Annotated in this window: 19 protein-coding genes; 10 read left to right on the top strand and 9 right to left on the bottom strand. The window is 34.2% G+C overall.

Annotated elements, in window-relative coordinates; all coding sequences use genetic code 11:
- Positions 1–1,362, bottom strand: a complete 1,362-nt coding sequence (gene gatA / locus EL158_RS02205) for an Asp-tRNA(Asn)/Glu-tRNA(Gln) amidotransferase subunit GatA (protein WP_027304751.1) — start codon at positions 1,360–1,362, stop codon at positions 1–3.
- Positions 1,363–1,458: 96 nt separating this feature from the next.
- Positions 1,459–4,209 carry an isoleucine--tRNA ligase gene (gene ileS / locus EL158_RS02200; RefSeq protein ID WP_027304752.1) on the bottom strand — a complete coding sequence of 917 codons (2,751 nt, stop codon included), beginning with the start codon at positions 4,207–4,209 and terminating at the stop codon, positions 1,459–1,461.
- 85 nt (positions 4,210–4,294) lie between these two features.
- On the opposite strand from ileS, the gene EL158_RS02195 reads away from it, so the two are divergent.
- The 6 genes from EL158_RS02195 (at position 4,295) to rpsR (ending at position 8,344) form a co-directional block, all read left to right on the top strand.
- Positions 4,295–5,377 (top strand): CinA family protein, encoded by a 1,083-nt coding sequence (locus EL158_RS02195; RefSeq protein WP_027304753.1) that lies wholly within the window; start codon positions 4,295–4,297, stop codon positions 5,375–5,377.
- 79 nt (positions 5,378–5,456) lie between these two features.
- Positions 5,457–5,987, top strand: coding sequence for a CDP-diacylglycerol--glycerol-3-phosphate 3-phosphatidyltransferase (gene pgsA, locus EL158_RS02190; protein WP_027304754.1), 531 nt, complete (start codon positions 5,457–5,459; stop codon positions 5,985–5,987).
- On the top strand, positions 5,984–7,090 hold the full coding sequence (gene rseP / locus EL158_RS02185) for an RIP metalloprotease RseP (protein ID WP_027304755.1): 1,107 nt from the start codon (positions 5,984–5,986) through the stop codon (positions 7,088–7,090). Before pgsA ends, rseP begins: the two co-directional genes overlap by 4 nt.
- A 97-nt stretch (positions 7,091–7,187) precedes the next feature.
- Positions 7,188–7,565 carry a 30S ribosomal protein S6 gene (gene rpsF, locus EL158_RS02180; RefSeq protein ID WP_027304756.1) on the top strand — a complete coding sequence of 126 codons (378 nt, stop codon included), beginning with the start codon at positions 7,188–7,190 and terminating at the stop codon, positions 7,563–7,565.
- A gap of 8 nt (positions 7,566–7,573) precedes the next feature.
- Positions 7,574–8,071, top strand: coding sequence for a single-stranded DNA-binding protein (locus EL158_RS02175; RefSeq protein ID WP_004276907.1), 498 nt, complete (start codon positions 7,574–7,576; stop codon positions 8,069–8,071).
- 12 nt (positions 8,072–8,083) lie between these two features.
- Positions 8,084–8,344, top strand: a complete 261-nt coding sequence (gene rpsR / locus EL158_RS02170; protein ID WP_004274960.1) for a 30S ribosomal protein S18 — start codon at positions 8,084–8,086, stop codon at positions 8,342–8,344.
- A gap of 8 nt (positions 8,345–8,352) precedes the next feature.
- Here the strand turns inward: rpsR and EL158_RS02165 are convergent, their stop codons facing one another.
- From EL158_RS02165 to fliW, 5 genes are read right to left on the bottom strand one after another with little or no spacing between them, the layout of a single operon-like run.
- The gene (locus EL158_RS02165; protein ID WP_004276906.1) at positions 8,353–8,805 is read right to left on the bottom strand and encodes a hypothetical protein; all 453 of its coding nucleotides are present in this window, start codon (positions 8,803–8,805) and stop codon (positions 8,353–8,355) included.
- Positions 8,802–9,476 carry a PulJ/GspJ family protein gene (locus EL158_RS02160; RefSeq protein ID WP_027304757.1) on the bottom strand — a complete coding sequence of 225 codons (675 nt, stop codon included), beginning with the start codon at positions 9,474–9,476 and terminating at the stop codon, positions 8,802–8,804. Before EL158_RS02160 ends, EL158_RS02165 begins: the two co-directional genes overlap by 4 nt.
- Positions 9,460–9,774 carry a type II secretion system protein gene (locus tag EL158_RS02155; RefSeq protein WP_004276904.1) on the bottom strand — a complete coding sequence of 105 codons (315 nt, stop codon included), beginning with the start codon at positions 9,772–9,774 and terminating at the stop codon, positions 9,460–9,462. Before EL158_RS02155 ends, EL158_RS02160 begins: the two co-directional genes overlap by 17 nt.
- Positions 9,771–10,505, bottom strand: a complete 735-nt coding sequence (locus EL158_RS02150; protein WP_034956206.1) for a pyrroline-5-carboxylate reductase — start codon at positions 10,503–10,505, stop codon at positions 9,771–9,773. The genes EL158_RS02155 and EL158_RS02150 overlap by 4 nt, the downstream gene beginning before the upstream one ends.
- Complete coding sequence (gene fliW, locus EL158_RS02145) at positions 10,505–10,894, bottom strand: flagellar assembly protein FliW (protein ID WP_004276902.1); 390 nt, start codon at positions 10,892–10,894, stop codon at positions 10,505–10,507. The genes EL158_RS02150 and fliW overlap by 1 nt, the downstream gene beginning before the upstream one ends.
- Before the next feature lie 139 nt (positions 10,895–11,033).
- Between fliW and EL158_RS02140 the strand changes: the two genes are divergently transcribed.
- Together EL158_RS02140 and lon are read left to right on the top strand one after the other, a co-directional pair.
- A complete protein-coding gene (locus EL158_RS02140; RefSeq protein WP_027304759.1) occupies positions 11,034–11,681 on the top strand; it encodes an outer membrane protein assembly factor BamD in 648 nt (215 codons plus the stop codon).
- Between the two features lie 22 nt (positions 11,682–11,703).
- Positions 11,704–14,079, top strand: coding sequence for an endopeptidase La (gene lon, locus EL158_RS02135; RefSeq protein ID WP_027304760.1), 2,376 nt, complete (start codon positions 11,704–11,706; stop codon positions 14,077–14,079).
- Between the two features lie 56 nt (positions 14,080–14,135).
- Here lon and EL158_RS02130 read toward each other — a convergent pair whose 3' ends face one another.
- On the bottom strand, positions 14,136–14,861 hold the full coding sequence (locus tag EL158_RS02130; RefSeq protein ID WP_027304761.1) for a GNAT family N-acetyltransferase: 726 nt from the start codon (positions 14,859–14,861) through the stop codon (positions 14,136–14,138).
- Positions 14,848–16,344, bottom strand: a complete 1,497-nt coding sequence (locus EL158_RS02125; RefSeq protein WP_126361635.1) for an amino acid adenylation domain-containing protein — start codon at positions 16,342–16,344, stop codon at positions 14,848–14,850. The genes EL158_RS02130 and EL158_RS02125 overlap by 14 nt, the downstream gene beginning before the upstream one ends.
- Positions 16,345–16,407: 63 nt before the next feature.
- Between EL158_RS02125 and EL158_RS02120 the strand changes: the two genes are divergently transcribed.
- Together EL158_RS02120 and EL158_RS02115 are read left to right on the top strand one after the other, a co-directional pair.
- Positions 16,408–17,673, top strand: coding sequence for a DUF2920 family protein (locus tag EL158_RS02120; RefSeq protein ID WP_126361462.1), 1,266 nt, complete (start codon positions 16,408–16,410; stop codon positions 17,671–17,673).
- Positions 17,660–18,895, top strand: a complete 1,236-nt coding sequence (locus tag EL158_RS02115) for a DUF2920 family protein (RefSeq protein WP_126361459.1) — start codon at positions 17,660–17,662, stop codon at positions 18,893–18,895. The genes EL158_RS02120 and EL158_RS02115 overlap by 14 nt, the downstream gene beginning before the upstream one ends.

Genomic DNA, 18,895 nt, shown 5'->3' with positions numbered 1-18,895 from the left:
TTACTCCTTTACAATTTTTTCCAAATTTAAAGCACCGTTGAGTAAGGTTTGCTCATCATACGCTCCACAAATTAGCTGGGCGGAGATATTAAGTCCGTCCTTATCCTTACCCACAGGCACACTAATGCCCCCAAGTCCTGCTAAATTCACAGAGATAGTGTAAATATCTTCCAAATAGCTTTGCATAGGGCTTTTTTGCGTATCAAAAACAAAAGCGGTAGTCGGCGTAACAGGCATAAAAATCAAATCACAATCTTGCAAAATTTCCTCATATTTAGCCTTGATGTAAGCCCTAGCCTTTTGTGCTTTGATATAATAAGCATCATAATAGCCACTACTCAAAACAAAGGTCCCAAGCAAAATTCTGCGCTTAACCTCCTCTCCAAAACCCTCGCTTCTGGTATTAATGTAAAGATCTTTTAAATTTTCACAATGCTCACTGCGTCTTCCATAACGCACCCCATCATAACGACTTAAATTTGCACTTGCTTCCGCCGTAGCGATGATATAATAAGCCGCGATGTCAAATTCATAATCTTGCAAAGTTCTATAAACAATCTCGTGTCCGTGTGCTTTTAAAGCCTCTATGCTTTTTAAAAGAGTGTTTTTAACTTCCTCACTAGCGGCGTTAATGTAATTTTCTATCACGGCGATTTTAAGCTTGACATTTGCATTTAGCTTATCACTCGTAGGCTCAAAGCTCACATTTGCACTCGTGCTATCCTTTTCATCGTGTCCTGCAATAGCATCATAAAGCAAGGCTGCATCTTCGACATTTTGTGTTAAAACGCCGATTTGGTCTAAGCTTGAAGAATAAGCAGCAAGTCCATAACGACTCACTCTGCCATAACTTGGCTTAAAGCCCACACATCCACAAAAAGCCGCAGGCTGTCTTACCGAGCCACCCGTATCACTTCCCAAACTTGCCAAAGCCAAATTTGCTGCCACAGCTGCCGCACTACCACCACTTGAGCCACCCGGAACACGCGAAAAATCAAGAGGATTTAAGGTTCTACCATAAAAAGAAGTCGCGGTCGAGCTTCCCATAGCAAATTCGTCCATATTTGCGCGTCCAAAAGGAGAAAAGCCGTTTTTTTTCAAATTTACAATGGCAGTAGCATCATAAGGAGCGACATATCCTTGCAAAATCTTACTTCCGCAAGTTAGCTCCCAGTCTTTAACGCTGATATTATCTTTAATAGCCACAGGTATGCCCTGCCCTGAGCTATTTAAATCGCAATCTAAAAATTGCTCCACATAAGCACCGATTTGTCTTTGTTTTTTAGCCCTTTCATTAAGCTCTTTTTTTAAAGCCTCAAGCTCATTTTTAGAGTATTTTAACGCTTCTTTTAAAGTGATCATTTTTATCCTTTTTTCTTAATCAAAACCACAGCCAAAGCACTTAATAAAAGCACGGCGACTATGGTGCTAATTAGCAATTCATTTGGCACAGGATTTTCAAACATTTAAAACTCCAGCACAACGAGGGCAAATGTCCTCAACCGCTTCAAATTTCCAACATCTTTCGCATTTGTTAAGCCTTGCTTTTACAATAGCAAAACTTTCATTTTCCACTTTGAATTCACAAAGTTTTTCACTATGGTCTAAATTTTCAAGCCCACTTACCATAAACCAGTCTTTCATCTCGTTATTTGGTAGGGAATTGATCTGGTTTGAATTTGTTTGTAAAATTAATTCAAGGGTCGATTTTATCAACTTATCTTTTTTAAGTTTGTCGATATTTTCAAAAAAGCCTTCTCTAACTTTAAGCAAAAATTCATCTTCCACTTCAAATTCAAAATCAAATTTTTCATTAAAATTCAAATCAAAAACATCTAAAGCATCATTTTTAATGCAAACATTGGCGTGCTCTAACGCCTCATCAACACTATAAGTTAAAAAAGGTGCTAGAAGGCTTAAAAGCTTTTTGGCTATCAAAGCCATAGCAATTTGCGAACTTTTACGCTTAAGACTTGTTTTAGCCTCACAATAAAGCCTATCTTTGCTAATATCTAAATAAATTCCACTCAAATCGGCGATTAAAAAATTAAGCAAAGCGTTAAAGCCCTTAGCAAATTCATAATTTAAAAACGCCTCTTCGCTCGTTTTAAAAACACGACTAGCCCTTGTTAAAATCCACTTATCAATAAAGGAGAAATCAGCATCTTGCATATTATCCAAATCATTAGTGTTAGCAAGTAAAAATCTTATAGTATTGCGAATTTTTCGGTATTGTTCACTGACTTGCTTAAGAATATTTTCAGAGATTTTTAAATCTGTAGAATAATCGCTCAAAAATACCCATAATCTTAAAATCTCCACCCCATAAGTTTTAGCGACATAATCAGGTGCTATGGTATTACCTTTGGACTTACTCATTTTCTGCCCTTTTTCATCTATGGTAAATCCGTGCGTAAGAACATTTTTATAAGGAGCACACCCTCTTAAAGCCACACTTAAAAGCAAAGAGCTTTGAAACCAGCCTCTATGCTGGTCGCTTCCTTCTAAATACATATTAGCTATCTTTTCTCCCGCGTCAAATTTAACGCCGTCTAAAACAGCCTTCCAAGTGCTACCGCTATCAAACCATACATCTAAAATATCATAAACTTTTTCTAAATTTTGAGGCTTGTATTTAGAATTAGGAGGTAAAAGCTCACTAATGTCAAGCTCCCACCAAACATCAGCACCCCTTTTTTCAAAAATCTTTGCAATAAATTCCAAAATTTCATCATCAAAAATCACTTCCCCGCTCATCTTATCCCTAAAAAAAGCTATCGGAGTCCCCCAGTCTCTTTGTCTTGAAATGCACCAATCGGGGCGATTTTCCACCATAGAACCTATTCTTTTAACTCCATTTTCTGGATAAAACCGCGTTTTTAAAAGCTCTTCTTTCGTCCTAGCTCTTAAACTTTCACCCTCAAGCCTTAATTCGTCCATAGCAATGAACCATTGTTTGGTCGCACGGTAAATCACAGGCTTATGCGTCCTCCAGCAAAAAGGATAAGAGTGCGTAAATTTTGAAGCGTGGATAAGATTATTTCCCAAAAGATCTAAAATTCTTTCATTTGCTTTAAAGATATGAAGCCCTATAAATTCACTCAAAAGCTCTTCTGGTAAAAGTTTCTTAATCCTTAAAGTCTCATCATACAAACCCGCCTCATCAACAGGCATCAACACTTCAATATTATATTTTAAACACACATAATAATCATCTTCGCCGTGTCCTGGTGCCGTATGCACAAGCCCTGTACCTCCATCCATTAAGACATGCTCACCTAAGATAAATAAGGAATTTCTACGATTAAGAGGGTTAATCGCTGTGCTTTTTTCTAAAATTCTAGCCTCAAATTCTTTATCAATTTCGCCCTTAGTGAAATGAAGCTCCGTCATATTTTTAAGCAAGGCTTTTGCAAAAATAAGCCCTTCTTTTGTCAAAACATAAAGCTCATTAGGATTTAAGGCTATGGCTTGATTTGCCACTAAAGTCCAAGGCGTAGTCGTCCAAATAACCGCCCTAGCCTTTTGCACTCCCAGTCTTTTTAAAGCCTCCTCGCCCAAATCAAAAGCCACAAAGGTAGAATAATCTTCCTTATCTTGATATTCCACTTCCGCTTCCGCTAAAGCTGACCTTGCCGCCCAGCTCCAAAATACAGGCTTGGAGCGTTCCACCAAAAGTCCCTTTTTAGCCACCCCACAAAGAGTGCGGTAAATTTCCGCTTCAAAAGCATAATCCATAGTTAAATAGGGCTTTTCCCAATCCGCTATCACACCAAGACTTTTAAATTCCTCTTTTTGAATATCCACAAATTCTTTTGCGTGCTCTCTACAAAAATGACGAATTTCTTTTTTACTTAAATTTTTCTTTTTTTCACCAAGCTTGATTTCAACTTGCTGTTCTATCGGTAAGCCGTGGCAGTCCCATCCGGGCGTAAAACGCACCTTTTCGCCCTTAAAATAATGAAGTTTGATAATTGTTTCTTTTAAAATTTTATTTAAAGCGTGTCCTATGTGAATATGTCCGTTTGCATAAGGGGGACCATCGTGCAAGGTAAAGCTTTTAGCTGCATTTTGACGCTTTGAACGCATTTTTTCATAAGCATAATTTTGATGAAACCATTTTTTAAAACGCTCTTTTTCAAATTCTGCCAAATTTGCCCTCATCGCAAAGCTTGTATTAGGCAAAAGTAAAGTTTCTTTATAATCCATAATCGCACCTAAGTTTTTTTTAAATTTCAAATTTTACTGCATTTAAGTTTAAATTTGGTTATAATTCTAAGAAAAAGGGAATTTTATGAAACATTTGCTTTTTATTTTAGGAGATGAGCTTATCCTACATCCTACTTATAAAGATTATATTTTTAGAACTTATGAAGAAAAATTTAAAGAAATTAATGAAATTCGTATCCAAGCAAAAAGCGATAAAGAATTGCCTTTTTTACTAGAAAAATTAATGCAAGATTATGACTTTATAACCATTTTTGCTAGCACACAAAATTATGCCATAGTAGCGAAAATTTTAGCCACATTAAGCGATGATAATCTTATCTTAAAAGAACAAAATCTTGTGCCAGATAAAGCTCTTTATACTCACAATAGCTTTGCTTGCGAATTTGAAACCTCCAAAGTCAATCTTTTAAAAATTGACACTCAGGAAACTATGCCAAAACTTTTAGGAGAAATTGACCTAGGCTATGAGTATTTTTGCCTTTTTGGAATCGATGAAGAAAGTGCCTTGCTTTTACTAGAAACTTTAACAAAAAGCTATAAAATCAACCTCAAATCAAGCAAAATTTTAGATAATTTAACCCTACTAAAAGTTAGCGATTCTCACAGTGGCACACTTGATGGCTTTTTGCAAAGTGTTTCAAATTTATTTGCTCAAAAATTCTTCTTAGGTAAAGATCCTTTGCGTTTTATCGTTTCTAAATTAATGCAAAGAGGGCTTAAAATTTCTTTTGCAGAAAGCTGCACAGGGGGACTTTGTGCGAGTGAGCTTAGTAAAATTTCAGGCATAAGTGCGATTTTTGAAGGTTCTATTGTGAGCTATTCAAATCGCTTAAAACACGAATGGTTAGGCATTAGTGAGAGCATTTTAGAAAATGGTGGAGAGTATAGTGAGCGTTGCGTTTATTTTATGCTTAAGGGGATTTTTAAAACAGCAAAGCCCGATTTTGCCCTAGCTTTAAGCGGAGTGGCTGAGGGTGAAGATAAGAACATAAAGGCGGGTAATATTTATATAGGAGCGATGTTTAAAGACGGCACTTATATCCAAGAACTTTTGCAACTAAAAGGAGATAGAATTTTCATACAAAAACAAGCCGTTTTAGCCGCCTTTTGCCTTATGATGAAGCTTAAGCCCGAAATTTTCGTTTAATTTTAATCAAATTTAACGATGATTTATTAAATTTCTATAATATTTTTTGCAAAATTTCTCATTTTCAACAAGGTCAAAAATGAATTTACCAAATCTTTTAGCTATTTTAAGAATGATTTTAGCACCGCTTTTATTTTTTGTCCTTACCTTTCCCTTTGAAAATGTGCATCAAAGCTGGATTAATTATTTTGCCACCTTACTTTTTTCTTTAGCGGCTTTGAGTGATTTTTTTGACGGATTTATAGCAAGAAAATGGAGACAAACAACAAAATTGGGTGCTATTTTAGACCCTTTAGCAGATAAAATGCTCATCTTAGCCGCTTTTTTAGGGCTTTTGCTTTTAGATAGGGCAAATGAATGGGTAATTTACCTTATCTTAGTGCGTGAATTTTTTATTACAGGTTTTAGAGTCGTTATGGTAAGTGAAAATTTAGATGTTAGCGCCTCATTTGCTGGCAAGCTTAAAACTGGCTTTCAAATGACTGCCATTATTTTTTTAATGCTTGATTGGATTTTTGGTGATATTTTACTCTACATTGCTCTTGCACTTACGCTTTACTCGGGCTTTGAATATGTTTATCATTATATCAAACATAGGAAAAAGCGATGAAAAGTCTTCTTTTTCTTTTAATTATCTTAATTTTAGGCTTGAAATTTTACTCCGTGCAGTTTTTAGCGACCATTTTTGTCATTTCTTTTTTGATATTTTTCCACGAATTAGGGCATTTCTTAGCTGCAAAATCTTTAGGCGTAAGAGTGGAAATTTTTAGCATAGGTTTTGGTAAAGCTCTTTTTGAAAAAGAATTTAAAAATACAAAATACCGCTTAAGCGCCCTGCCACTTGGAGGCTATGTCAAGCTTAAGGGGCAAGATGATTTAAATCCTGCTTTAAGAAATTATGACAAAGATAGCTATGGCTCCTTGCACGCGTGGCAAAAAATTTATATCCTTTTTGCTGGACCATTTTTCAACCTCTTCTTAGCCTTTTTACTTTACATCGCCATAGCAAATTTGGGCTTAGAAAAAGCTTCCGCTAAAATAGGCTTCATCGCTCCAAATTCAGCCGCACAAGAGATAGGACTTTTAGAAGGAGACACCATTAAAAGTATCAATGGTGTCAAAATTCAAAGCTTTGATGAAATCCCCGCCCTACTCACTCCAAACGCCTTAATAATCGAAATTCAAAGAGAAGAAAAAAACTTAAATCTTCTTATCACACCAAAAACTGGACAAGGCTATAATGAATTTGGACAAATCGTGCCAAAACTACAACTTGGAATAGCTCCAAGTAATGAAAAAATAAGCGTTAGCTACACAGGCTTACAAAGTTTAAGCTATGCCTTAGATGAAAGCATAAAAGCTTCTACTCTTATTATAAAAGGGCTTTTTAAACTCATTGCCGGTGATATAGAGGCAAAAAATTTGGGCGGGATTATCACTATGGTTGATATCACTTCAAAAGCTGCTGAAATAAGCCTTTCGTGGCTTTTATTTATCACAGCTTTAATTTCTATCAACCTTGGAATTTTAAATCTTTTACCTATACCTATGCTTGATGGCGGACATATCTTGTTTAATCTTTATAGTTTAATTTTTAAAAAAGAAGTCCCACAAAAAGCCTTTGAATATCTAAGTTATAGTGGTATGGCTTTGCTTTTAAGCTTGATGCTTTTTGCGACCTTTAACGACATTATAAGATTAATGCAAAATTAATTTTTAAAGATTTAACATAGCTTAAGTATATTTAGCTATAATTCGCTCTTGCAATCCTTGCCCGTGAAAATGGGCTTAATATCCACAAGGAGAAAAAATGAAACATTATGAGGTTTTATTTATTTTAAAGCCTACGCTGACCGAAGAAGAAGTTAGTACGAAGTTGGAATTTGTCAAAGAAATTCTTAGTAAAAATGGTGCAGAAATTCAAACTGTCGTGCCTATGGGAACAAGAAAGCTCGCGTATAAAATCAAAAAATACGAAAGAGGAACTTATTTCGTTATTTATTTCAAAGCTCCTACAAGCTTAATTGCTGAACTTGAAAGGGTGCTTAGAATTACCGAAGAAGTTATAAGATTTTTGATTGTTAAATATGAAAATAAGAAAGAAATTTCCGCTTGGGAAAAACTTTCTCAAGGTATCAAGCAGTCAAAAAAAGAGATTAAACCTATAGAAGCCCCTGAAATTCAATAGGCAAAAAGATGTTTAACAAAGTTGTTTTGATTGGAAATCTTACTAGAGATATAGAAATGCGTTATGGGCAAAGTGGAACAGCCATCGGCTCTTCTGCTATCGCCGTTACAAGAAAATTTAGCGTCAATGGTGAAAAACGCGAAGAAACTTGTTTTGTTGATATTACCTTTTTTGGCAGACAAGCAGAGGTGGCAAATCAATATCTTTCAAAAGGAAGTAAGCTTTTAATTGAAGGGCGTTTAAAATTTGATCAATGGACCGATCAAAATGGTCAAAATCGCTCTAAACATAGCGTTCAGGTTGAAAATATGGAAATGCTAGGTAATAATCAAAATAATGCAAATCATTTCACCCCTAACAATTATGCAGAAACGCAAAGCTACGATCCTTATACCAGTGAAAATAGTAAAAAGCCTATGCAAAAAACCTCCAATCAAAATCAAGAAAAAATTAGAGAAATCGATGTCGATGCTTATGATAGTGATGACAGCGATTTACCATTTTAAAAAGGAAAAATTATGGCAGAAAAAAGAAAATATTCACGCAAATATTGCAAATATACAGAGGCTAAGGTTGAATTTATCGACTACAAAGACACAGCAATGCTAAAGCACGCTTTATCCGAACGCTTTAAAATTATGCCACGCCGTTTAACAGGCACAAGCAAGAAATATCAAGAAATGGTAGAATTAGCCATAAAACGCGCAAGACATGTAGCCCTTATCCCTTACATAGTCGATAGAAAAAATGTCATCAATAATCCTTTTGAAGGATTATAAAATACACTCTAAGGCATCCAAAAGTTTTCTTTTGCGACTAGCCTTAGTTTTTCGTTAATCAAAATTTCCTCATTAACTCCTTCATTTAGCTTTGAAAATACACTGATATTGACGATAATCACGCCGTCTTTAGATAAATTTACATCTGGATTAACATTTATCAAACGACCCTTTTGGCACTCAGCAAAGGCATAAAAATATTCAAGTTGGATTTTATCTTTAACGCTAGGATAAGAAAAGCTGATAGAATTCAAGCATTCAAATCCCTCTTTTTTAGCTTGAAAAAGAGCATATTTGGCAAGTTCTTTAGCATTTGACCTTAGAATTTGAGCTTGAGTATAAGCATAATTATCTTTTAAAAATCTTGGCATATAACTTGAAATATTTAATCCCACACTCATTAAAAATCCCACAAAAAGCGTTAAAAATACGACACCAAGCAAAACATAAGCTTTTTTCATAAAGAGACCATTTTTTCTAAACAATGTGAAAAATATGTTTTTTGCACACAGATTTTAATCCATAAAACTCCATTTTGCTCTCTCAAGCTAAAATCTCGAACAAAATCAAGCAATAAAGCCTCCTGCTTCAAATTTTCATTAAATATTTTAGGTTTAAGCGTGAATTTTAAAGCATTATCTTCAAATTTAAATTCAATTTTGGCTTTCAAAGGATAAAAAATTCCTTCACTTTGTAAATTTGCAGGATTTAAAAGCTCAACTTTTCCATTTTTTAAGGCATAAAAACTTCCCTCTCTATCTTTAAAAAGATCCATTTTATTTTGTAAAAGATAAGAAAAATCACTCTTTGGAGAATAAAATCCCATATTATTTTTTAAAATTAGCATTGAATTGACTAATTTTAGCTTGCCATTTTCAAGCACAAAAATACTTTCATCATCTTTCAAAAAACAGGAGAAATTTCTACTTGTAAATTCCAAATTGACGCATTTTAAAAGGATATTTTCTAAATTGAGTAGAGTTTGATTTAATTTTAAAATCACTTCATTTTGCTCCAAAGACTTTAAATGCAATAAGTAAAATTCTCTCAAAGGCTTTGATATAAGCATAAAAATAATAGAAAAAATCACTAAAGCAATTGTTAATTCAAGCAAACTAAAAGCTTTTTTCATTGTAAAAATACTGCGTATAAGTTTTATCAAAAGGCTCTATTTTTTTTAATTCAAAAATTTCATCTTTTGCAATTGTCTCTTTTAGTCGTAAGGGTTTTAACACATCATTAACAACAAAAATTTCTTTACCACTTGAACGCATCAAAAGCCCAGCTTCAAGGGCATAGAGCCTTTCAAAAAACTTTAAGGTTACATTATTTTTATCGATTTGTGTATAAAAAAGCGAAATGGAGCTAAAAATAAAAGCCAAGATAATTATAGAAATTACAAGCTCGACAAAAGAAAATGCTCTTTTCATTTGGAGCTGATATAAACAGCCTCCATAAATGCCGCTCTAATAGCCCTTTCTTCTAACACCTTCACGCCTTTTATGCTCACACCAGCAGGTGAGCAAACACTTTCTTTGATAAGAGCTGGGTGCTCGTGAGCTAAAAGTGTCGAAAAGCTTTCAAAAAGCCCTTGCGTAAGCTTTAAACTTAACTCCTTATCTAAACCTCTATACACACCACCATTTGCAAGAGCTTCAGCCACCAAAGAAAGAAAAGCGGGCGCACAGCCACTTAAAGCCATAGCACTTGGCATTTGTTTTTCGCTACTCAATTCATAAGCATTACCAAAACTTGTTAAAATTTGGACTATTTCTTCTTTAAAAAGCTCGTTTTTTAATATAAAAGGTGTGGTAGAGGCTTTATATTTAGCAGCGATATTTGGCATAATCCTCGCAATATTTTGAGCTCTAATACACTCTAATTCTTTCAAACTAGTACTTGCCAAAACGGAAATTAAAATCCTCGCTTCCCCCTTTAAAATTTGGGACATTTCATTTAAAGCATAAGGCTTAAAAGCCAAGATAACATTTTTATTTTCCAAGTCAAATTCGTTGTAAAGTAAAGTTTTAAAGCCTTCTTTTTTCAAATATTCAAGTTTTTGAGCTTCACGCCCCACTATATAAATTTCATAAAAATCTCTTAAACCATAAGCTAAGGCACTCGCCATAGCACCATTTGCAAGGATATAAATGCTGGACATTATTTTTTAATGTAATTAGAAATTTTTTCTGCCTGAAAGAAATCAGGATAATTCACCGTATCTAAAATGACTTGTGCCATAGTATTGTTGTCCAAATTAATTACCACGGGAGCAAGAAAATTTACAGTAGATTCTTCAATAGTCTTTGCTAAAGCGACTATGTTAAAAACCTGCTGTTTGGATTCTGGTGTGAGCGAAAGCAATTCTTGGTAATAGGTCGGTATGTCAAATTCATAATCGGGGCGTATAAGGTAGGGATTGATGAGAACAAAAGAAAAATCCTTACCATCGAGGCTTTTAAGCCTGACAAATATCTCATCTATGGTTGTAAATTCCATATTCTTAGTTTCTTCAAAACCCAAGATAGGGCATTTAACAGCTAGAGTCATTTTATCTCCTCAAGTTTTATAATTTTAATTTTAACATAAATAAGCAATAATAATTCCAATTTTTTATTTTTTTACAAAATTAAGGCTTATTAATCAAATTTGATTAAAATTACGCTTTTATTTTAAGTAAGGTTTGTTGATGAAAAAGAATTTATTAATTTTATCTTTGATTATCACTTTTTTTACAGCTTGCAGCACAAAAAATAAAGATGAGCTTTATAATCTTAGCCCATCGCAATGGTATGCGCAAATCATTAAAGATTTGCAAGATAAAGATTTAGAAAAAGCAGACACACATTATAGCGGTATGGCAAGTGAGCATATCGCAGACCCTTTACTAGAGCCTACACTCATCATACTAGCTCAAGCGCATATGGACGAAGAAGAATACCAATTAGCCGAATTTTATTTAGATGAATATAATAAAAAATTTGGAAATTCCAAAAATGTCGATTATACACGCTATCTTAAAATAAAAGCCAAATTTGAAGCCTTTGCCGTGCCAAATCGTAATCAAGCCCTAATGCTTCAAAGTCAGCAAGAAATTGATAATTTTTTAAAAGAATATCCAAATACACAATACAAGCCTTTAGTGCAAACTATGCTTACAAAATTTAATATCGCAGTGTTTTATTTAGACAGCACCATAGCAGATTTGTATAATAGAACAAATAGGCAGCAAAGCTATGAAATTTACCAAGAAAAATTGCAACAATCAGAATTTTTTAAAAGAAGCATTATAACGCCTGAGCTTCCTTGGTATAGAGCAATATTTGAAAAATTTTAAGAGTTGAAATTTAGGAGAAATGATGGAATTAGAAGACATAGTGGCTATTAAACAAATTTTTCCCGTTTTAATCGAAGATGAGTTATTTTTATATCCTTTTATGATAACACCCATTTTCATTAACGATTCTAAAAATTCTAGTGCCTTAGACAAAGCTCTTAGAGATGATAATATGATTTTCGTTGCTCCCTCAAAATATGAAAATGGTCGAAGTTTTGATGAAATTTATGATTGTGGTGTTATAGGCAGCATAATGAGAAAAGTGCCTTTGCCAGATGGACGCATTAAAATTCTTTTTCAAGGGCATTCTAAAGCGAGAATTATAAAAAGAATTTCCAACAAACCACTAGAAGCTCAAATCGAACCCATAATCGAAGAAGAACTAGAACCCAAAAAAAAGAAAGCCCTTTTAGATGTTGTCAAAGAAAAGGTCAAAATTCTTTCTAGCATTAGCCATTATTTCTCTCCAGATTTATTAAGAACTATTGAAGAGGGCTTAGATGCTTCAAGGATTTGCGATTTAATCTTAAATACTATAAAAATGAAAAAGCAAGACGCTTATGAATTTTTTATCCTTTCGAATTTAGAAATCAAACTTATCAAACTTATTGATTTATTAGTAGAAGAGATTGAAACCAACCGCTTGCAAAAAGATATTAAAAATAAAGCACATTTAAGAATTGACAAGGCAAATAAGGAATATTTTCTTAAAGAGCAATTAAGACAAATTCAAAGAGAGCTAGGCTCAGATACACAAAAAGAAGATGAAGTTCAAGAATACTACAAAAAACTAGAGCTCAAAAAGCCCTTTATGCACGAAGATGCCTATAAAGAAATCAAAAAACAAATTGAAAAATTTGAAAGAATTCATCAAGACAATTCAGAAGCCTCTATGATACAAACCTACATAGAAACGGCTCTTGATGTGCCTTTTGAAAAAATTTCTAAGAAAAAACTTAGCATTAAAGAGGTTATCAAACAACTAGAACGCGACCATTACGCCTTAGAAAAGCCTAAAAGACGCATTGAAGAATATTTTGCTGTGCGTGAGCTTTTAGAAAAAAGAAAGATAAATGATAGAGACGGAGCAAAAGTTATATTATGCTTTTACGGACCTCCTGGCGTGGGTAAAACCTCTCTTGCAAATTCTGTCGCAAAGGCTTTAAAAAGAGAGCTTATACGCATAGCTTTAGGAGGGCTTGAAGATGTTAATGAGCTTCGCGGACACCGCCGCACTTATATAGGAGCGATGCCCGGACGCATTACGCAGGGCTTAATAGAAGCCGGACAAATAAATCCTGTCATCGTGCTTGATGAGATAGACAAGCTTAACCGCAGCTTTAGAGGCGATCCATCTGCTGTTTTACTAGAAATTTTAGACCCTGAGCAAAACTCTAAATTTAGGGATTATTATCTTAATTTTAATTTGGATTTAAGCAAAGCTATTTTTATCGCCACGGCAAATGATATTAGCAATATTCCCTCACCATTAAGAGATAGAATGGAATTTATCGAACTTAGCTCTTATACTCCAAATGAAAAATTCCAAATTGCAAAAAATTATCTTATCCCAGATGAGCTTAAAAAACACGGCTTAAAAGCTAGTGAATTGAGTGTGAGTAAGGATGGGATTGAATTGCTCATTAGCGATTATACAAGAGAATCTGGTGTAAGAACTTTACGCCGTAAAATTGCCGAGCTTTGCCGTAAAACTGCTAAGCAAATTTTGCTTGAAGAAACTAAGAAGGTTAGCATTACTGCCAAAAATTTACACCATTTCTTAGATAAAAAAGTTTATGAAATTCAAAAAAGAGAAAGAGAAGATAAAATAGGACAGGTTAATGGACTAGCTTGGACGGCTGTGGGTGGAGATGTGCTAAAAGTCGAGGCGATTAAAATTAAAGGGAAAGGCGAATTAATGCTAACAGGCTCTTTGGGCGATGTGATGAAAGAGTCAGCTAAAATCGCTTTTAGCGTCATTAAAGTTCTAATCGATGAGGGAAAGCTTAAAATTCCTAAAAAAGCCCTACTTGATACCAAAACAAATCCTTACGAGCAATATAATCTCCACATCCATGTCCCAGATGGAGCGACTCCAAAAGATGGACCTAGTGCGGGTATCACTATGGCTACGGCTATGGCATCTATTTTTAGCGAAAAAAGAGTGCGAAACGATATAGCGATGACGGGTGAGCTTGACTTAAATGGAAGAGTTTTACCTATAGGTGGCTTAAAAGAAAAGCTTATAGCCGCCTATAAAGCTGAAATGACAACAGCACTCATTCCCGAAAAAAACTACGAAAGAGATTTAAAAGATATCCCACAAGAAGTAAGGGACAATATGCAAATCATCGCCGTTAAGGAATTTGAAGAAGTGCTAAAATATTCTTTAATGTGATATTAAGGGCATAAAAGCCCTTATTAATACAAATCTTAATTAACTCAATTTTAAAGTCATTTTTTAATATAAAAATTAAATTCATTTTTAGCATAAGTAAAACCCGCTCTTTCGTAAAAATGAATAGCCCTTTGATTAACCCTATCTACAAAAAGCCTTAGCTGTGCTTTTGGATGGCGTTTGATGAGAGTATTTAACAAAGCAAAGGCGACATTTTTGTAAGCTAAATTTCTACGCACTGCGATGAAGTCGATATATAAGCCATTTAAAACGCTAGAATAAATCAATCCTCCGCAAATTCTACCCTTTTCTTTGTAAATGAGGCATTGATGTAATTTATCCTCCAGCTCTTTTAAAGAAAGTAAAAAAAGATAAGTCGTGTCAAAAAATTGCGAAAAAAATTCCTTCAATTCTGCCATATCCTCCCTTTTAGCCCCTTCGATGAAAAAATAATTTTGCGGAGTAAATGTGGGGCTTAAAAGCTGCATTTGCCTATGTTTTATAAGATTTTCAAAACCATTGAGTTTAAGAAAATTTTCATTTTGCATAAGCCAAGTGGAATTTTGGCTCAAAATTTTTACAAAACTTTTTTGTAAGCTGAAATCTTTAAGCTCTCTAACAAAATAATATAAAAAATTATGCCTATCATAAAGAAAAAAATTCTCCCCTTTTTGCTCAATTCTTATATTTTGGGCTTTAAATCCATCCTCAAAAAAAGATAAACTTTCTAAACTATTACTAAGCTTAAAACCCTCATAATAAAATTTTTCAAACAGACGCATAAAGGGCTAACCTATCTACTTTACTATTGATATTTAAAGGGAGTTTTGTAAGTCTAATGCTTTGCTTTGGCAGCATATAAGCTGACAATCTATCCTTCAAAAAAGCCTTTAAATTTAACTCCTCATCACTCTCATAAAAGGCGATGAGTTTGTCATCTTTAAAGATACAAGCACTATTTTTAATCTTTTCGTGAGAATTTAACACTGCTTCTATCTCACCAAGCTCAATTCTGTGTCCTTTAAATTTGATTTGATTATCAAGTCTTCCATAGCAAAGTAATTCCCCAAATTCATTATAAGCGACAATATCTCCTGTTTTATAAAGTAAATCTAAATAATTATTATGCAAAGGATTTTGTATAAAGGCTGCTTTTGTTTTTTCTGTGTCATTATAATAACCTAAAGAAAGGCTAGTCCCTCTTACGAAAAGCTCACCCTTTTTACCTACTTCATTAATCAAATTTTTATTTTCATCAAAGACTAAAAGTTCTGTATTCTTACAAGCCTTTCCTATAGGTAAAAGCTCTTCATCTTTAAATTCTCTATCTACCTTATAAAAACAACACACATCAGTGATTTCAGTTGGTCCATAAAGATTAGCAAAGAGGGTGTGGGGGAGGTGGGAACGCCAAATATTTAAAGTCTTAGCACTAAGCAAATCCCCTCCGCATAAAATTTTTCTCAAATGTTTTAAAGGATAAGGCTTTAAACTTTCTTTATTGGGGGCGAAATAATTATAAATCACGGGCTTCCAAAATATCATCGTAATTTTTTCTTTTTCCAAATAAGACAAAATTTCATCAGGAAAAGCAAAAGAGGCATTAGGGATAAGATGCATTGAACCCCCACTAACGATACTTCCAACAATATCAGGCAAGGACGCATCGACATAAAGCGGCGCTTGATTAGCTATGATTTCATTTTCATCAAGCTCAAACTCCTCACTCACCCAAAAAGCATAATCAATCACACTTTTATGACTTATGCTTACTCCCTTAGGTAGCCCTGTGCTACCACTTGTAAAAAAGACATAAAGTAAATTTGTATCAATATGTCTTAATCTTGCCTTTGCTAAAGCCTCTTCATCTCTTTCATAGCTTTCAAAATCTTCTGTATAAAGTGTAGGTAAATCAAGCTTTAAATTTAAACTTTTTGAAGTGATGAAAGCCTTAGGTTTTAAAACACTAATGATTTTTTTTATTCTTTCAAGGGGCATTTTTTCATCTAAGAGTGTATAAAAATTCCCACTCTTTGCCACGCCAAAAAAACTAATAAGCGTGTTAATGCTTTTAGGTAAGATGATTAAAATAGGACTTTGAATAGGCTCTTTTGCTAAGGTGTTTAAAAGCTTAGTTGCAACTTTTTGACTTAAATCATCAAATTCTTTATAAGTGATACTTACTCCCCCCATTTCTTTAAAAAGCATTTTTTGTGGGAATTTTTTCACACTTTTTTGTAAAAAGTCATCAATATGACATATCATCTTTTCTAGCCTTTCATCGTTTTTTTTGTATAATAATCTAAATTTCAAAACAAAAGGCAAAAAATGCTTGTAGATAAAACTTATAAGATTAAAAGCTGTGATGATGTAGAGCTTGGGATTAAGAGGGAAAGTAAGCTGGAATTTAGGCTTTGTTATGATGATAGTGAGCCAGTAAAACTTCTTTTAGTGCTTAATCAAGGCTTAGGCGATGATATTAACAATTCTTTTTTTAAACTCATTATGCAAGCTTTAGCTCAAAAGCATAATGCTGCTGTCATTGCTGCAAATTATCACAATATCGGTAACCGTCCTCAAACAGGAGCAAAGATAGGAATGGACGATTTTGACAAAAGCATCGTAGAGCAGTTTTGTAAAGTTAATGGCATCCCCTTGCCTCCTGATTTTAAAACAAGCGAATTTGCCTTTAATATCCATCAAATCTTATCGAACTTTATTAAAATAACTAAAGAAAATGGCGTTGTTGCAAAAGACTTTCAATTGGCGATGAGTGCAACTTTATTTCCTGCGAGAAATGAGTATCAAAATTTCGGCATTATGCCGGCCCTTGACATCTTAAACACTCTTTTTTATGTGCAAAAAAATGCTCCTTTTAGCACGGGGGGGGGGGGGGGGGTAAGCGTTAGGGATTTACCCGTTATCATTGCTGGGGGAAGTTATGGTGGCTATTTGGCTTCTTTGTGTGCAAAAATTGCTCCGTGGGCGATAGATGGAGTGATAGATAATTCGGGAGGAGCAAAATTTGTGGAGAGAATGCTAGGCTTTGGTAAAGAAATAAATTATCGAGATAATGCTTGTGTGGGAGTGCCACTTGATCATATTTACATCTGCTTTCACGATAAAAGTTTTTGGACACTAAATCCAACCTCACCCTATTTTTTCTCCCCTGCAAGAAGAAAAATTCGCTATATCCTAGAGCCGGAACATCTTGCTATTCAGGCTAATTATCCCAAACCCATTTATGTAAGTTATCATTCCGCAAAGGATTATGAGTTACCCTTAAAAGAAAAGGTGGAGCTTTATAAACTTTATGAAAAATTTGGCTTTGATGCGACTTTACACGCTGTGCGTTATCAAAAACAAATTGATGGTCGTTTTATTAAAAATTTAGACCATGGACTTGGCATACCTTTTAAAGCCCTTGTAAATAAGCATTTGCCAGAACTTTTAAAAAAAATCAAAGCTCACCCCAAATCCCCTTGCAAAAACAAAAGCATAAGCTATCCAAGTGATGATTTGCTTTATCATTTTTCGCAAAAAAATGCTAAAATGCACCTAGAAATTTCAAAGGTAGAAGATGCTTGTGGATAAGACTTATAAGATTAAAAGCTGTGATGATGTAGAGCTTGGGATTAAGAGAAAGTCAAAATTAGAATACCGCATTAGCTATGATGAGACGAAAGAACTTGAGGCTATCGTCTTTATTATAGGAGGTTTTGGCAGTAGCACTAATCTTTCTTTTATGGATTTTACAAGACAAAATTTAGCACAAAATTTTCCCGTTTTAGCGATTAATGTCCTTTATCATTGTTTTTGTAATAGGTTTAATCAAGATGAGGAAAAATACAGCATAAAACTTGCATATAGTGAAGCAGATATGCTAAATTTAAAGGAGAGTTTAGCAAAAGTTAAAATTCCTTATCAAAGTCATTTAGAGCCTTACACTTACTATAACTTACTCAATCAATGGATCAAGCACCATAAAGAGCAAGGACAAATTCCACAAGATATGAAAATGCAAGGTTTAAGTTACACCATACTCCCTGCTAATGATGAATATCAAAATTATGGCATTATGCCAGCTCTTGACCATATCTTTGTTTTAAAAGATATCTGCAAAAGATTAATTAAAGTTAAAACACTGGGGGGGGGGGGGGTAGCCTCCTTACCTGTCATTTATGGAGGTGGCTCTTATGGTGGATACCTTGCACATTTAATCGCCAAAATCGCTCCGTGGCACTGCCAAGCTATTTTAGACAATTCTTGCTCGCCCCTGCCGCAATTAAACTACATCGTAGGTAGAGAACTTGGTCAAGGCGACGCTACTACGCTAGATAAAGATTTAAACATAGAGCTTTTTTGTAAAACTTTTTGGAATTGCGATGCCAATTCTAAGCACTGCTTTACCCCAGCACATTATAAAATTCGCTCTTTACTTAACGCAGAGCATTTAAAAATTCAAGCCAAGTATGCTAAAGATACGCTTTTTATCAGCTATCACTCAGCCCATGATGAATTTGGCACAGCAGATGATAAAGAAAAGCTTTATAAACTTTATGAAACATTAGGTCTTAAGGCAAAATTACACCTTATAAAAGATGAAAAAGAGTTAGATAAAAAATTTATTAGAAATTTAGGTCATAGCCTTGGTATGAGTGATAGCGGGCTTTTTCGTAAGGAACTACCCACTATTTTAGAGCAATTTAGAACGAAAGTTTTCACGCAAAGACAGGGGGAAATTAGCTATCCTTGCGGAGATAAAATTTTCACTTTCAAAGATGAGGGCGAGAAATTTCTTCTTGAAATTTCTTAA

Source organism: Campylobacter upsaliensis, assembly GCF_900637395.1.
GTDB lineage: Bacteria > Campylobacterota > Campylobacteria > Campylobacterales > Campylobacteraceae > Campylobacter_D > Campylobacter_D upsaliensis.
The sequence above is the reverse complement of the archived record's forward strand: the minus strand, read 5'-3'. Positions and strand labels throughout refer to the sequence as shown.

Excerpts from the sequence above, each read along its gene's own strand:
- EL158_RS02140 (WP_027304759.1), top strand. The coding sequence starts at position 11,034 with ATGAAAAAGAATTTATTAATTTTATCTTTGATTATCACTTTTTTTACA.
- EL158_RS02130 (WP_027304761.1), bottom strand. The coding sequence starts at position 14,861 with ATGCGTCTGTTTGAAAAATTTTATTATGAGGGTTTTAAGCTTAGTAAT.
- EL158_RS02155 (WP_004276904.1), bottom strand. The coding sequence starts at position 9,774 with ATGAAAAGAGCATTTTCTTTTGTCGAGCTTGTAATTTCTATAATTATC.
- EL158_RS02165 (WP_004276906.1), bottom strand. The coding sequence starts at position 8,805 with ATGAAAAAAGCTTATGTTTTGCTTGGTGTCGTATTTTTAACGCTTTTT.
- EL158_RS02160 (WP_027304757.1), bottom strand. The coding sequence starts at position 9,476 with ATGAAAAAAGCTTTTAGTTTGCTTGAATTAACAATTGCTTTAGTGATT.
- EL158_RS02125 (WP_126361635.1), bottom strand. The coding sequence starts at position 16,344 with ATGATATGTCATATTGATGACTTTTTACAAAAAAGTGTGAAAAAATTC.
- ileS (WP_027304752.1), bottom strand. The coding sequence starts at position 4,209 with ATGGATTATAAAGAAACTTTACTTTTGCCTAATACAAGCTTTGCGATG.
- EL158_RS02150 (WP_034956206.1), bottom strand. The coding sequence starts at position 10,505 with ATGTCCAGCATTTATATCCTTGCAAATGGTGCTATGGCGAGTGCCTTA.
- EL158_RS02175 (WP_004276907.1), top strand. The coding sequence starts at position 7,574 with ATGTTTAACAAAGTTGTTTTGATTGGAAATCTTACTAGAGATATAGAA.
- lon (WP_027304760.1), top strand. The coding sequence starts at position 11,704 with ATGGAATTAGAAGACATAGTGGCTATTAAACAAATTTTTCCCGTTTTA.
- gatA (WP_027304751.1), bottom strand. The coding sequence starts at position 1,362 with ATGATCACTTTAAAAGAAGCGTTAAAATACTCTAAAAATGAGCTTGAG.
- EL158_RS02115 (WP_126361459.1), top strand. The coding sequence starts at position 17,660 with ATGCTTGTGGATAAGACTTATAAGATTAAAAGCTGTGATGATGTAGAG.
- EL158_RS02195 (WP_027304753.1), top strand. The coding sequence starts at position 4,295 with ATGAAACATTTGCTTTTTATTTTAGGAGATGAGCTTATCCTACATCCT.
- rpsF (WP_027304756.1), top strand. The coding sequence starts at position 7,188 with ATGAAACATTATGAGGTTTTATTTATTTTAAAGCCTACGCTGACCGAA.
- pgsA (WP_027304754.1), top strand. The coding sequence starts at position 5,457 with ATGAATTTACCAAATCTTTTAGCTATTTTAAGAATGATTTTAGCACCG.
- fliW (WP_004276902.1), bottom strand. The coding sequence starts at position 10,894 with ATGACTCTAGCTGTTAAATGCCCTATCTTGGGTTTTGAAGAAACTAAG.
- rseP (WP_027304755.1), top strand. The coding sequence starts at position 5,984 with ATGAAAAGTCTTCTTTTTCTTTTAATTATCTTAATTTTAGGCTTGAAA.
- rpsR (WP_004274960.1), top strand. The coding sequence starts at position 8,084 with ATGGCAGAAAAAAGAAAATATTCACGCAAATATTGCAAATATACAGAG.
- EL158_RS02120 (WP_126361462.1), top strand. The coding sequence starts at position 16,408 with ATGCTTGTAGATAAAACTTATAAGATTAAAAGCTGTGATGATGTAGAG.